Annotated in this window: 12 protein-coding genes; 8 read left to right on the forward strand and 4 right to left on the reverse strand. The window is 61.8% G+C overall.

Going from position 1 to position 13,230, the window contains the following annotated elements:
• Positions 1–10 precede the first annotated feature (10 nt).
• From aspA to AC07XM_RS10095, 4 genes are all read left to right on the forward strand, one after another.
• Positions 11–1,435 carry an aspartate ammonia-lyase gene (gene aspA, locus AC07XM_RS10080; RefSeq protein WP_024717848.1) on the forward strand — a complete coding sequence of 475 codons (1,425 nt, stop codon included), beginning with the start codon at positions 11–13 and terminating at the stop codon, positions 1,433–1,435.
• Between the two features lie 171 nt (positions 1,436–1,606).
• Complete coding sequence (locus tag AC07XM_RS10085) at positions 1,607–2,599, forward strand: AraC family transcriptional regulator (RefSeq protein ID WP_095116253.1); 993 nt, start codon at positions 1,607–1,609, stop codon at positions 2,597–2,599.
• A gap of 225 nt (positions 2,600–2,824) precedes the next feature.
• Positions 2,825–3,868, forward strand: a complete 1,044-nt coding sequence (locus tag AC07XM_RS10090) for a histone deacetylase family protein (protein WP_102688998.1) — start codon at positions 2,825–2,827, stop codon at positions 3,866–3,868.
• Entirely contained in the window at positions 3,868–4,971 is a 1,104-nt protein-coding gene (locus AC07XM_RS10095; protein WP_016489861.1) for a polyamine ABC transporter substrate-binding protein, read from the forward strand. The genes AC07XM_RS10090 and AC07XM_RS10095 overlap by 1 nt, the downstream gene beginning before the upstream one ends.
• A gap of 31 nt (positions 4,972–5,002) precedes the next feature.
• Here the strand turns inward: AC07XM_RS10095 and pdxR are convergent, their stop codons facing one another.
• Positions 5,003–6,532 (reverse strand): MocR-like pyridoxine biosynthesis transcription factor PdxR, encoded by a 1,530-nt coding sequence (gene pdxR, locus AC07XM_RS10100; RefSeq protein ID WP_102688997.1) that lies wholly within the window; start codon positions 6,530–6,532, stop codon positions 5,003–5,005.
• Positions 6,533–6,622: 90 nt separating this feature from the next.
• On the opposite strand from pdxR, the gene AC07XM_RS10105 reads away from it, so the two are divergent.
• The 3 genes from AC07XM_RS10105 to AC07XM_RS10115 are packed head-to-tail and all read left to right on the forward strand — an operon-like array spanning position 6,623 to position 8,390.
• The gene (locus AC07XM_RS10105; RefSeq protein ID WP_016489863.1) at positions 6,623–7,252 is read left to right on the forward strand and encodes an FMN-binding negative transcriptional regulator; all 630 of its coding nucleotides are present in this window, start codon (positions 6,623–6,625) and stop codon (positions 7,250–7,252) included.
• A gap of 12 nt (positions 7,253–7,264) precedes the next feature.
• A complete protein-coding gene (locus AC07XM_RS10110) occupies positions 7,265–7,711 on the forward strand; it encodes a GNAT family N-acetyltransferase (protein ID WP_016489864.1) in 447 nt (148 codons plus the stop codon).
• A gap of 7 nt (positions 7,712–7,718) precedes the next feature.
• Entirely contained in the window at positions 7,719–8,390 is a 672-nt protein-coding gene (locus AC07XM_RS10115) for a GNAT family N-acetyltransferase (RefSeq protein WP_102688996.1), read from the forward strand.
• 186 nt (positions 8,391–8,576) lie between these two features.
• Here the strand turns inward: AC07XM_RS10115 and oadA are convergent, their stop codons facing one another.
• Both oadA and AC07XM_RS10125 read right to left on the reverse strand, forming a co-directional pair.
• A complete protein-coding gene (gene oadA, locus AC07XM_RS10120) occupies positions 8,577–10,385 on the reverse strand; it encodes a sodium-extruding oxaloacetate decarboxylase subunit alpha (RefSeq protein ID WP_095116255.1) in 1,809 nt (602 codons plus the stop codon).
• A gap of 11 nt (positions 10,386–10,396) precedes the next feature.
• The gene (locus AC07XM_RS10125) at positions 10,397–11,812 is read right to left on the reverse strand and encodes an acetyl-CoA carboxylase biotin carboxylase subunit (RefSeq protein ID WP_016489867.1); all 1,416 of its coding nucleotides are present in this window, start codon (positions 11,810–11,812) and stop codon (positions 10,397–10,399) included.
• A gap of 190 nt (positions 11,813–12,002) precedes the next feature.
• Between AC07XM_RS10125 and AC07XM_RS10130 the strand changes: the two genes are divergently transcribed.
• The gene (locus AC07XM_RS10130) at positions 12,003–12,965 is read left to right on the forward strand and encodes a LysR family transcriptional regulator (protein WP_016489868.1); all 963 of its coding nucleotides are present in this window, start codon (positions 12,003–12,005) and stop codon (positions 12,963–12,965) included.
• Here AC07XM_RS10130 and AC07XM_RS10135 read toward each other — a convergent pair.
• Entirely contained in the window at positions 12,907–13,125 is a 219-nt protein-coding gene (locus tag AC07XM_RS10135; protein WP_080641095.1) for a PA3496 family putative envelope integrity protein, read from the reverse strand. The two genes, AC07XM_RS10130 and AC07XM_RS10135, sit on opposite strands and share 59 nt — an antisense overlap.
• Between the last annotated feature and the right edge of the window lie 105 nt (positions 13,126–13,230).

Consider the following 13,230-nt stretch of genomic DNA (forward strand, 5'->3'; position numbering starts at 1 on the left):
GATATACATCATGTCCTCCGCTGCATCGTTCCGCGTCGAAAAAGATCTGTTGGGTACCCTTGAAGTTCCTGCTGATGCCTACTACGGCATCCAGACACTGCGCGCTGCCAACAACTTCCACCTCTCCGGCGTTCCACTGTCGCACTACCCGAAACTGGTAGTCGGCCTGGCGATGGTCAAGCAGGCAGCTGCTGACGCGAACCGTGAGCTGGGGCACCTGAGCGATGCCAAGCACGCTGCGATCAGCGCAGCCTGCGCACGACTGATCAAGGGCGACTACCACGAACAGTTCGTGGTAGACATGATTCAAGGCGGTGCTGGTACTTCTACCAACATGAACGCCAACGAAGTCATCGCCAACATCGCGCTGGAGGCCATGGGTCACCAGAAGGGTGAGTACCAGTACCTGCACCCGAACAACGATGTGAACATGGCGCAGTCGACCAACGACGCCTACCCGACCGCTATCCGTCTGGGCCTGCTGCTGGGTCACGATGCCCTGCTGGCCAGCCTCGACAGCCTGATTCAGGCCTTCGCAGCCAAAGGTAAAGAGTTCGACCACGTACTGAAGATGGGCCGTACCCAGCTGCAGGACGCCGTGCCGATGACCCTGGGCCAGGAATTCCGCGCCTTCGCCACCACCATGACCGAAGACCTCAACCGTCTGCGTTCGCTGGCGCCTGAGCTGCTGACCGAAATCAACCTGGGTGGTACTGCCATCGGTACCGGCATCAACGCCGACCCGGGCTACCAGATGCTCGCGGTGCAACGCCTGGCAATCATCAGCGGTCAGCCGCTGGTACCGGCTGCCGACCTGATCGAAGCCACCTCCGACATGGGCGCCTTCGTGCTGTTCTCCGGCATGCTCAAGCGTACTGCCGTCAAGCTGTCGAAGATCTGCAACGACCTGCGCCTGCTGTCCAGCGGCCCTCGCACCGGCATCAACGAAATCAACCTGCCAGCGCGTCAGCCAGGCAGCTCGATCATGCCAGGCAAGGTCAACCCGGTTATCCCGGAAGCCGTCAACCAAGTCGCCTTCGCCATCATGGGCAACGACCTGGCCCTGACCGTCGCCGCCGAAGGTGGCCAACTGCAGCTGAACGTGATGGAACCGCTGATCGCCTACAAGATCTTCGACTCGATCCGCCTGCTGCAACGCGCCATGGACATGCTGCGCGAGCACTGCATCGTCGGCATCACTGCCAACGAACAGCGCTGCCGTGAACTGGTTGAGCACTCGATCGGCCTGGTCACCGCCCTGAACCCGTACATCGGCTACGAAAACGCCACCCGTATCGCCCGCGTTGCCCTGGAAACCGGCCGCGGCGTGCTGGAACTGGTGCGCGAAGAGAAGCTGCTGGACGAAGAGATGCTGAACGACATCCTGCGTCCGGAAAACATGATCGCTCCACGTCTGGTTCCGCTGAAGGCGTAACCCGACCGCTGCAAACAGTCTCACCAGGTTAAGGGACTAGACACCTCTCAACCTTTCAAGGCCCGAGCCAATGCTTCGGGCCTTTTTTTGTCTGATGGATTTGCCCGAACGCCCGGATATCGGCACACAACTTGCTCCATAATGCGTCCCAGCCCCACGGGATTACCCAGCATGCTGCACAGCCATCTGACTACCCTCAACGCCGTTTCGCTGATCCTCAACGTCTTTCAGGCAGAAGGTTGCGAGGCTTCGGCGCTGCTGGCCGGCAGCGGCATTGGCCCGGCAGACCTGGGGCACGCGGATGCGCGCATCACCACCCAGCAGGAATTGCAGGTGTGCGCCAACGCCGTGGCCCGGCGCGAGGACATCGGCCTGGAACTGGGCCGGCGCATGCATGTGTCGTGCTACGGCATGCTGGGTTACGCCCTGCTCTCCAGTGCCACTTTGGGTGACGCCTTGCGCCTGGCGCTGCAGTATCCGGCACTGCTGGGAACAGTCTTCAAGCTGCGCTTGCTCGACGATGGCCAGCGGGTCTGGTTCAGCGCCAGCGACTACCACGACAGCCCGGCACTGAGCGCTTTCAACGCCGAGTTCTGCCTGGTGTCGCTGAAAGTCATCTGCGATGACCTGCTTGGCCGCCCGTTGCCGTTGCTGGGGGCCCGTTTCGAGCACACTCGGCCCGGCTACCACGTGCGCTATGCCGATGCATTCCAGTGCCCGGTCGGTTTTGCCGCCGAAGACAATGCCTTTGCCTTCGAACGACGCTGGCTGGACACGCCGCTGCCGCTGGCCGACCCGATTACCCACAAAGCCATGAGCGAGCGCTGCCGGCGCCTGAACCTTGAGTTCACCGGCCGCCAGGCCTGGCTGGGGCGTATTCGTCAGCTGCTGACCCAGCAACTGGATGCCGCGCCTGGGCTGGAAGGCCTGGCACGGCAAATGAACTGCTCGTCGCGCACCTTGCGCCGGCATCTACAGGCGCTGGGCAGCAGTTATCAACAGCTGCTGGACGAGCTCAGGTTCGAGCGGGCCAAGCAGTTGCTGGCCGATGAGCAGATGCCCATCTACCGTATTGCCGAGACCTTGGGGTTCAGCGAGACGGCCAGTTTCCGCCATGCCTTCCAGCGCTGGAGTGGTGTGGCGCCCAGCCACTTCCGCGGTTGACCTGTACCGGCCTCTTCGCGGGCTTGCCCGCTCCCACAGAAACTGCACAAGTCCCGAGTACTTTGGGATACCTGTGGGAGCGGGCAAGCCCGCGAAGAGGCCGGCACAGGAAAGCACGACCAGAGAGCTTGGCCAGATCGATCCCCTTTTGGCCACTTGCGTCGTTCTCCGCTACTGACCCGCCCATGACAATGGACCCACGCCAGTACCCACCGGAGAACAACAATGCTGACGATCTATTCCGATGACCACCGCCTGCACCATGGACGCTGCGAGCTGATCGACGGCAAGCTGATGCCCTGTTTCGAAATGCCTTCGCGTGCCGACCATGTACTCGACCAGGTGAAAAAGCGCGACCTCGGCGATATCCAGGGCCCGACCGACTTCGGCCGGGCGCCATTGCTGCGCGTCCACAGCGCCGATTACCTGGACTTCTTCGAAGGCGCCTGGGCACGCTGGGCAGCATTGGGCCAGGAAGGCGACCTGCTGCCTTTCACCTGGCCTGCACGCACGCTGCGCCAGGTAAAGCCCACCGGCCTGCACGGTGAACTGGGCTACTACAGCTTCGATGCCGGTGCGCCGATCACCGCCGGCACCTGGCAAGCGGCCTACAGCGCCGCCCAGGTCGCCCTTACCGCCCAGGCAGCGATCCAGCAAGGCGCCCATTCGGCCTTCGCACTGTGCCGCCCGCCAGGGCATCACGCCGCCGGTGAAGTGATGGGCGGCTACTGCTACCTGAACAACGCCGCCATCGCTGCCCAGGCGTTCCTCGACCAGGGCAAGCGCAAAGTCGCCATCCTCGACGTTGACTACCATCATGGCAACGGCACCCAAGACATCTTCTACAGCCGCGACGACGTGTTCTTCGCCTCGATCCACGGCGACCCGCAGGACGAATTCCCGTTCTTCCTCGGCTATGCCGACGAAACCGGCGAAGGTGCCGGCGAGGGCTGCAACGTCAATTACCCTTTGCCGGCCGGCAGCGGCTGGGCCGCCTGGAGCGCCGCGCTGGAAGACGCCTGCCAGCGCATCGCCAGCTATGACGCCGACGTGCTGGTCATCTCCTTGGGTGTGGACACCTTCAAGGACGACCCCATCTCGCAGTTCAAGCTCGACAGCCCGGACTACCTGGAAATGGGCAAGCGCATCGGCCAGCTCGGCAAGCCGACCCTGTTCGTGATGGAAGGCGGCTACGCTGTGGAAGAAATCGGTATCAACGCGGTCAATGTGCTGGAAGGCTTCCAGCGCGCCCAGCCAGGAGCCCGGTAATGGTCCGACTCAAGCGTCTGCTCGCCCCGTTCATCGCTGCCACCCTGTTCACCGGTGCCCTGCACGCCCAAGCCGAGCAGCGCACCCTGCGTGTGTATAACTGGTTCGATTACATCACCCCGCAGACCTTGACCGACTTCCAGAAGGACAGCGGCGTCAAACTGATCTACGACATCTTCGACACCAACGAAGCACTGGAGGCCAAGCTGCTCACCGGCAACTCCGGCTATGACGTGGTGGTGCCTTCCAATGTGTTTCTCGCCAAGCAGATCGAGGCCGGGGTATTCCAGCCGCTAGACCGCAGCAAGCTGCCGAACTGGCAACACCTGGACCCGGCGCTGATGAAACTGATCGAGGCCAACGACCCGGGTAACAAGTTTGCCGTGCCGTACATGTACGGCACCGTGCTGATCGGCTTCAACCCGGCCAAGGTCAAGGCTGCACTCGGCGACAACGCGCCGGTCGACAGCTGGGACCTGATCTTCAAGGAAGAGAACATTGCCAAGCTCAAGCAGTGCGGCGTGGCCCTGCTCGACTCGCCTTCGGAGATTCTGCCACTGGCCCTGCAGTACCTGGGCTTGCCACCGAACAGTGACAAACCGGCCGACTACAAGAAGGCTGAGGCGCTGATGCTGAAGATTCGCCCCTACATCACCTACTTCCATTCCTCGAAGTACATGGCAGACATCGCCAATGGCGACATCTGCGTGGCAGTGGGCTACAGCGGCAGCTTCTCGCAGGCCGCAAACCGCGCCCGCGAGGCGAAGAACGACGTGGTGGTGGACATGCGCCTGCCCAAGGAAGGCGCGCCGATCTGGTTCGACATGCTGGCGATTCCGAAAAACGCGGCCAACCCGGAAGACGCCCATACGTTCATCAACTACCTGCTGCGGCCGGAGGTGATTGCGCCGATCAGCGACTTTGTCGGGTACCCCAACCCGAACAAGGATGCGACCGACAAGGTAAGCCCGGCGATTCGCAACAACCCCAACCTGTACCCGACTGCGGAGGCGATGGCCAAGCTGTATACCCTCAAGCCACTTGCGCGGGATGCCGAACGGGCCAGGACCAGGGCCTGGACGCGGATCAAGTCCGGCACCTGATATAGCGCCGTGGGCCGCACAGCGGCCCCATTCACCTTCTCCAGGCCTTTCGCAGTTTCATCAGTGCCTCGGCAATCTCTCCCTCCGGCACCGCCGCAAACCCCAGCACCAGCCCCGCTCGCTTATCCACAGGCACCTCGCTGTCCGTCAACCAGAAATTACTCAGCGGCGTAACCTCCACTCCCACCGCTTCCGCCTTGGCCACCAGTTCCTGTTCGCGCGCAAAGTTATCCACATCAACCTTCACATGCAGCCCGGCCGCCACTGCCGGCATGGCGCCCAAACCGGGAATATCCTCAGGCCAGCCTGCCTTGAGTACATTGCGCCGGCTTAGCGCCGCCTTGCGCATGCGCCGGATGTGCCGCTGAAAGTGCCCGCGGGCCATGAACTCGGCCATCACACATTGGCTGCTGACCTCTGAATGCCGCACCGCCAGCGCCTTGCCCTGGCTGAACGCTTGCGCCAACTGCGGCGGGAGTACCAGGTAGCCCAGGCGCAGCGCCGGGAAGGCAATCTTGCCGAAGGTGCCGACGTACAGTACGCGCCCGTGCCGGTCGAGGGCCGCCAACGGGGCCAAGGGCGCGCCGCTGTATCGGTACTCACCGTCGTAATCGTCCTCGATGATCCAGCCATCGTTTCGGTCAGCCCAGGCCAGCAATTCCAGGCGGCGCGCCAAGCTCATGGTCACCCCGGTCGGGTACTGGTGGGCAGGCGTCACATAGGCCATCCGACAATCCTTCAGTTGCCCAAGCCGGCTGCAATCCATCCCCTCCCCATCCACCGGTACGCCGCACAACTGGCCACCCGCCAGTGCAAAGGCGTGACCGGCCGCCCGATAGCCCGGGTTTTCCACAGCTACGCCGTCGCCCGGCTCTAATAGCAACTGTGCACAAAGACTAATGGCCTGCTGCGCGCCACTGGTGATCACAATTTGTTCAGCCATGCAATTCAGCCCGCGCGAGCGACGCAAGTAGGCAGCGATCAGTTCGCGCAGCATCGGCTCGCCCGCCGGGTTGCCATAACCGAGTTGAGCGGGGGTCGGGTTACGCCAGAAACCCGCCTGCAGCTTGGCCCAGACGTCAAACGGGAACAGGTCGAATGCCGGAATGCCAACGCGAAAAGCACGCGGCTGACCGCTCCTTGGTGGCGACAAGTGATGGGTTTTCAGACGCCGCAAAGCTTCGCTTGAACGTCGGTGGCTGGATAAATCCTCAGTATATTCTTCTGAAATTGTGGATAAATCTGTTGATAACCCATGGGATAACCCTGTGGATACTTGTGTGGATAGTTTTGGTAGCCGGCTTACATAGGTGCCATCGCCGACACGGCTTTCGATGTAACCCTCGGCGTACAACTGGTCGTAAGCCCGCACCACGCTGTTGCGTGACAACACCAGCATGGTGGCCAACTCGCGGGTGGCCGGCAGCCGGGTGCCGCTGCTCAAGCGCCCGTCCAGCACCCGCGCGCGCAGCGCCTGGTACAGCTGCTGGCTGAGCCCGCGGCGGCGGTCCAGGGCGATCCCGGAAGGGTCGAAAGGCAAAACGAGGGGGCTATCATTCATGGCATTGGACCTATGAAAACAGGCATTAATGGCTCTTACCCAGAACCAATAGCCTGCCTAGGATGGCTCCACTGCACAAGGAAACCGAGCATGTACAACAGCAAACCCCATCAGGAACACGAACTCGGCCGCCTGCACCAGCACATGCTCGACACCCGCCTGGCCGTGCTGGTCAGCCAAGGTGACCAAGGCCTGTTGGCCACACACCTGCCGGTACTGGTGGATATCACCGAGGGCGAGTTCGGCACCGTCTATGCCCACCTGGCACGGGCCAACCGCCAATGGCAGGACCTGGCACAAGGTAGCGAAGCCCTGCTGGTCTTCCCCGGTGCCGACGCCTATGTCAGCCCCAGCTACTACCCGAGCAAAGCCGATAACCCCAAAGTGGTGCCGACCTGGAACTACCTGGCCGTCCACGCGTATGGCCCGGCCGAAGTCATCCATGAAGCCGAGCCCCTGCTCGCCATCGTGAGCCGCCTGACCGATCGCCACGAACACGGTCGCAGCGAACCGTGGAAAGTCACCGACGCCCCTGCCGACTACATCGAGGGCATGCTGCGCGCCATCGTCGGTATCCGCCTGCCCATCGCCCGCCTGCAAGGTGCGCGCAAGCTCAGCCAGAACCGCTCCGCGCAAGATATCGCCGGCGTGCGTGACGGGCTGGCCGCCAGCCCCGATCAACTGGACAACCAACTCGCAGCGCACATGCGCCAACCCTGAAGGAATAGCCCCATGCCCAGCGTTACCCTGCGCCCTGTCGGCGCCCAAGACCATGCCGCCTGGCTCGCCCTGTGGCAGGCCTACCTGCACTTCTATGAAACCGAGTTGGCCGATGAAGTCAGCCTCAGCACCTGGCAGCGCCTGCTCGACCCGAGCGAGCCAACCCATGCGGCATTGGCCTGGGTCGATGGCAAGGCGGTGGGGATGGTCAACTTCATCTACCATCGTTCCAACTGGAGCATCGAAAACTCTTGTTACCTGCAGGACCTGTACGTGGACAGCTCGCAGCGCGGCCTGGGCATTGGTCGCCAGCTGATCGAGCACGTCTACACCACAGCCAAGGCCGACAACTGCATCAAGGTGCACTGGCTGACCCACGAAACCAATGCCACCGCCATCAGCCTGTATCAGCAGGTTGCCGAGCGGTCGGGCTTCATCCAATTCCGCAAAGGCTTGTAGGCCGAACATGACAGACGCATTGAACTGGAAACCCGCCGCAACGCCCCAGGCCGAGCCGATTGAAGGCCGCTTCATCCGCCTGGAAAAGCTCGACCCGGCGCGCCATGGCGACGACCTCTGGCAAGTGCTGCAAGGCCCAACGTCCGACCCAGTGCTGTGGGACTACCTGCCCTATGGCCCGTTCACCGAGCGGGCCGAATTCGACCGTTGGCTGCAGGGCAACGCCGCAGGGCGCGACCCGCTGTTCTACACCGTAATCGACCGCGCCAGCGGCCAGGCCCAGGGTATTCTCAGCCTGATGTCGATCGTGCCCGACCACGGGCGCATTGAAATCGGCCACATCGCCTTCGGCGCCGCCATGCAGCGCACCCCCAAGGGCACCGAGGCGGTGTACCTGCTCGGCAAGCTGGGCTTCGAACTGGGCAACCGTCGGCTGGAGTGGAAGTGCAACAACGCCAATGCCCGCTCCAAGCGCGCAGCGGAGCGGTTTGGCTTCGTCTACGAAGGCGTATTCCGCAAGCACCTGGTGGTGAAGGACCATAACCGCGATACGGCGTGGTATTCGATTACCGATGATGAATGGCCAGCGGTGGCTGCCGGCTTCGAGCGGTGGTTGGGCCAGGAAAACCAGCGGCCCGAGGGGCAGGTGGATACACTTGAGGCATGCCGCAACGGCTGATAGCTGTATGGGTCTCACTGGCCTCTTCGCGGGACAAGCCCGCTCCCACAGGTACTGCACTGCCGTCAAGTGCAGTGGTAAACCTGTGGGAGCGGGCTTGTCCCGCGAAGAGGCCGGCAAATACAGCACAAAAAAAGGGGAGCATCCGCTCCCCAGAGGTTAACCGCTTGTAGATGAGGGCTTATCTCAGCCCTCGATCTCGATCAGGATCTCACCCGGCGTCACGCGATCGCCCTTGGCCACGTGGATGGCCACGACCTTCCCAGCAATGGCCGCCTGCACTTCGGTTTCCATCTTCATGGCTTCGGTGATCAGCACGGCCTGGCCAGCCTTGACCACGTCCCCTTCCTTGACCAGTACATCAACGATGTTGCCCGGCATAGTGGTGGTGACGTGACCTGGATCGGTGGCTTGCTTGCGCTTGCTACCGCCGCCACCGACGAACTCGTTGAGTGGCTCGAACACCACTTCTTCCGGCATGCCGTCGATAGACAGGTAGAAGTGGCGCTTGCCTTCGGCCTTAACACCCACCCCGGTGATGTCGACGCGGTAGGTTTCGCCGTGCACGTCGATGACGAACTCGGTCGGTACCCCTTCACCGCCTGGAGCAGAAACGGCGCCAGCTTCTGGAATTGGCAACAGGGCTTCCGGAGTGAGGGTGCCGGCTTCGCGTTCTTCGAGGAACTTGCGGCCGATATCCGGGAACATGGCGAAGGTAAGCACGTCTTCTTCACAGCGGGCCAAGGCGCCGATGTCGTTACGCAGCTTGGTCATCTCTGGCTTCAGCAGGTCGGCCGGGCGCACATCGATCACTTCCTCGCTGCCGATCGCCTGGCGGCGCAGCTGCTCGTTGACCACACCCGGGGCCTTGCCGTAACCGCCTTGCAGGTACAGCTTCACCTCGTTGGTGATGGTCTTGTAGCGCTCGCCAGCCAGCACGTTGAAGAACGCCTGGGTGCCGACGATCTGCGAGGTCGGCGTCACCAGCGGCGGGAAGCCGAGGTCTTCACGCACACGCGGGATTTCGGCCAGCACTTCGTTCATGCGGTTGAGCGCGCCCTGTTCCTTGAGCTGGTTGGCCAGGTTGGAAATCATGCCACCGGGCACCTGGTTGACCTGCACGCGGGTGTCCACGGCGGTGAATTCGCTTTCGAACTGGTGGTACTTCTTGCGCACGGCGTAGAAGTACAAGCCGATTTCCTGCAGCAGCTCCAGGTCCAGGCCGGTGTCGAATTCGCTGCCCTTGAGCGCAGCAACCATCGACTCGGTACCCGGGTGGCTGGTGCCCCAGGCGAAGCTGGAGATGGCGGTGTCAATATGATCGGCGCCGTTTTCCACAGCCTTGAGCTGGCACATGGCGGCCAGGCCGGCGGTATCGTGGGAGTGGATGAACACCGGCAGCGACTGCTCAGCCTTCAGCGCCTTGACCAGTTCACCCGTGGCGAACGGGGTCAGCAGGCCGGCCATGTCCTTGATCGCCACCGAGTCGCAACCCATGGCTTCCATCTGCTTGGCCTGCTTCACGAAGGCCTCGATGGTGTGCACCGGGCTGGTGGTATAGGCGATGGTGCCCTGGGCATGCTTGCCGGCAGCCTTGACCGCTTCGATGGCCACGCGCAGGTTACGCACGTCGTTCATGGCGTCGAAGATGCGGAACACATCAATGCCATTGACCGCTGCCTTGGCGACGAAGGCTTTGACCACGTCGTCGCTGTAGTGGCGGTAACCCAGCAGGTTCTGGCCGCGCAGCAGCATTTGCAGGCGGGTGTTGGGCAGGGCTGCGCGCAACTTGCGCAGGCGCTCCCACGGGTCTTCCTTGAGGAAGCGCACGCACGCGTCGAAGGTGGCGCCACCCCAGACTTCCAGCGACCAGTAGCCGACTTTGTCGAGCTTGTCGCAGATCGGCAGCATGTCTTCGGTACGCATGCGGGTGGCCAGCAGGGACTGGTGGGCGTCGCGCAGGATCGTGTCGGTTACGTGAATTTTCTTGGACATTATAGGTTTCCTCACAGGCCTGCGTGGGCGGCGATGGCGGCGGCGATGGCCAAGGCCAGCTCTTCGGGTTTGCGCTTGATCGAGTAGTTGGTCAGTTCAGGGTGGCTTTCGACGAAGCTGGTATTGAACTGCCCGCTACGGAATTCCGGGTTGCGCAGAATTTCCTGGTAATAGGCGGCAGTGGTCTTCACCCCTTGCACACGCATGTCGTCCAAGGCTCGCAGGCCGCGGTCCATGGCCTCTTCCCAGGTCAACGCCCACACCACCAGTTTCAGGCACATGGAGTCGTAGAACGGCGGAATGGTGTAGCCGGTGTAGATCGCTGTATCGGTACGCACGCCCGGGCCACCGGGGGCGTAATAACGAGTGATCTTGCCGAAGCTGGGCAGGAAGTTGTTCTTCGGGTCTTCGGCGTTGATGCGGAACTGCAGCGCGTAACCGCGGTGCTGGATGTCTTCTTGCTTGACCGACAGCGGCAAGCCCGAGGCGATGCGAATCTGCTCACGGACAATGTCGATACCGGTGATTTCCTCGGTGATGGTGTGTTCCACCTGCACCCGGGTGTTCATTTCCATGAAGTACACCTCGCCATCGGCGAGCAGGAACTCCACGGTACCGGCGTTCTCGTAGTTCACCGCCTTGGCCGCACGCACCGCCAGGTCGCCGATGTAGGCGCGCTGCTCGGGCGTGAGCTGTGGGCTTGGGGCAATTTCGATGAGCTTCTGGTTACGGCGCTGGATAGAGCAGTCACGCTCGAACAGGTGCACCACGTTGCCGAAGCTGTCACCGAGGATCTGTGCCTCGATGTGCTTGGGGTTGACGATGCACTTTTCCAGGAACACTTCGGCCGAACCAAAGGCTTTGGTGGCTTCGGAAATCACTCGCGGGAAGTTCTGCTCCAGCTCTTCGCGGCTGTTGCAACGGCGAATACCGCGGCCGCCACCACCGGAGGTGGCCTTGAGCATCACCGGGTAACCGATGCGCTCACCTTCGCTCAGGGCTTCATGAATATCGGCAACGTTGCCTTCGGTGCCCGGGGTTACCGGCACACCAGCGGCGATCATGGTGCGGCGCGCTTCGGTCTTGTCGCCCATGCGGCGAATGACGTCGGCGGCCGGGCCGATGAACTTGATCCCGCGTTCAGCGCAGATCTCTGCCAGTTCAGCGTTTTCCGATAGGAAACCATAGCCCGGGTGCAGGGCATCACAGCCGGTTTCCACAGCCAGGTTCACCAGCTTGCGCGGGTTCAGGTACCCGGCCAGCGGCTCGGCGCCAATGCTGTGTGCTTCGTCGGCGCGCTTGACGTGCAAGGCATGCCGGTCGGCGTCGGAATAGATCGCTACCGAGCGTATGCCCATCTCGGCGCAGGCACGCACGATCCGAACTGCGATTTCACCTCGGTTGGCGATCAGGATTTTTTTTATCACTGGAGTCTTCCCAAAGCCGTAGGAACAGTCGAGCCGGTTCTACCGGTCGGCGCGTGACCAGGCGTTGCTGGCCAGTCGCGTATTCACCCTAGCGCTGTAGGTCGATAAACAAAAATCAATATTTGTTAGATGCAGTATTAGCAAAAGCTTATAGTGCGGTAACAAGGTATTGCCGAAGGGCGGGTTATAAATGCGTAAGTCCTTGATGCGTATGACTTTGCGTCAATTGCAGATCTTCAATGAGGTGTGTGATTTGCGCTCGTACAGCCGTGCAGCGGAAGAAATGTCCCTGACGCAACCCGCCGTTAGTCTACAGATTCGTCAGCTCGAAGAGCTGATTGGGCAGCCGTTGTTCGAGTACGTGGGCAAGAAGCTGTACCTGACCGAAGCGGCCGAGGCCCTGCAACGTGCCAGCCGCGATATATTCGGCCGCCTCGAGAGCCTGGACATGCAGCTGTCGGACATGCAGGGCTCACTGCAAGGGCAGCTGAAACTGGCGATCGAGTCCAGCGCCAAGTACTTCGTGCCACACCTGTTCGCCGCCTTCAAGCAACGTCACCCGGAGGTCAATCTGACCCTGACGGTGGTCAATCGCGCCCAAGCCATCCGCCGCCTTTCGGACAACCGCGACGACCTGATCATCATGTCGATGGTGCCGCAGGACATGGGCCTGGAATTTCTGCCGTTCCTCAACAACCCGATCATCGCAGTGGCGCCGCCTGAGCATCCGCTGTGCAAGCTGGAGCAATTGCGCCTGCAAGACCTGGAGCCTCATACCTTGCTGGTACGCGAGCAGGGTTCAGGCACACGCAAGGCCTGCGAGGAGTACTTCAAGGACAAGCGCGTGCATTTCACCCAGACCCTGGAAGTGGCCTCGGCCGATGCCCAGTGCGAGTGTGTAATCGCCGGCCTGGGGATTGCCCTGCTGACTCGCCATGCGGTCAATCTGGAACTGGCCACAGGCGCACTGAAAGAGTTACCGGTAGAAGAGCTGCCGCTGTACCGCAGTTGGTGCGTGGTGCAGGCCAAGGCCAAGCGGCAGTCGCCGGTGGCCTTGGCGTTTCTGGCGTTCATCCGCAGCGAACGTGCGCTGATCAGTGCGCTTGTTGAGCGTTTTTCGGGGAAGTTGCCACTGAAGACTGCCACACTGTAAGTGCTTGCAACTCGGGGTAGTCCACCAGCTCGCGCAGCAGTTGACGTTGGTCGCAATAGGTCTCGATCGCGCGGCGGTATTCCATGCGGCGCTGATCCTTTTCCTGCTGCTTGCGAGCCTTGGCGTTGGGTTGGTAGATACCGTCGTGGTCACGTGCCATTGCCTGTCTCCCAGATAGGATGCGGGACTTTCAGACTGGCCTTGAAGGTTTACGGTTTGGCTGTGGGATGGTGACAGAATCGTGAATTTTTACTGCCTGTAGCGG

Source organism: Pseudomonas sp. GW460-LB5 (assembly GCF_059423245.1).

Coding starts and splice junctions, on each gene's coding strand:
- AC07XM_RS10105 (WP_016489863.1), top strand. CDS start 6,623: ATGTACAACAGCAAACCCCATCAGGAACACGAACTCGGCCGCCTGCAC.
- AC07XM_RS10085 (WP_095116253.1), top strand. CDS start 1,607: ATGCTGCACAGCCATCTGACTACCCTCAACGCCGTTTCGCTGATCCTC.
- AC07XM_RS10095 (WP_016489861.1), top strand. CDS start 3,868: ATGGTCCGACTCAAGCGTCTGCTCGCCCCGTTCATCGCTGCCACCCTG.
- AC07XM_RS10090 (WP_102688998.1), top strand. CDS start 2,825: ATGCTGACGATCTATTCCGATGACCACCGCCTGCACCATGGACGCTGC.
- AC07XM_RS10115 (WP_102688996.1), top strand. CDS start 7,719: ATGACAGACGCATTGAACTGGAAACCCGCCGCAACGCCCCAGGCCGAG.
- AC07XM_RS10130 (WP_016489868.1), top strand. CDS start 12,003: ATGCGTAAGTCCTTGATGCGTATGACTTTGCGTCAATTGCAGATCTTC.
- aspA (WP_024717848.1), top strand. CDS start 11: ATGTCCTCCGCTGCATCGTTCCGCGTCGAAAAAGATCTGTTGGGTACC.
- oadA (WP_095116255.1), bottom strand. CDS start 10,385: ATGTCCAAGAAAATTCACGTAACCGACACGATCCTGCGCGACGCCCAC.
- pdxR (WP_102688997.1), bottom strand. CDS start 6,532: ATGAATGATAGCCCCCTCGTTTTGCCTTTCGACCCTTCCGGGATCGCC.
- AC07XM_RS10135 (WP_080641095.1), bottom strand. CDS start 13,125: ATGGCACGTGACCACGACGGTATCTACCAACCCAACGCCAAGGCTCGC.
- AC07XM_RS10110 (WP_016489864.1), top strand. CDS start 7,265: ATGCCCAGCGTTACCCTGCGCCCTGTCGGCGCCCAAGACCATGCCGCC.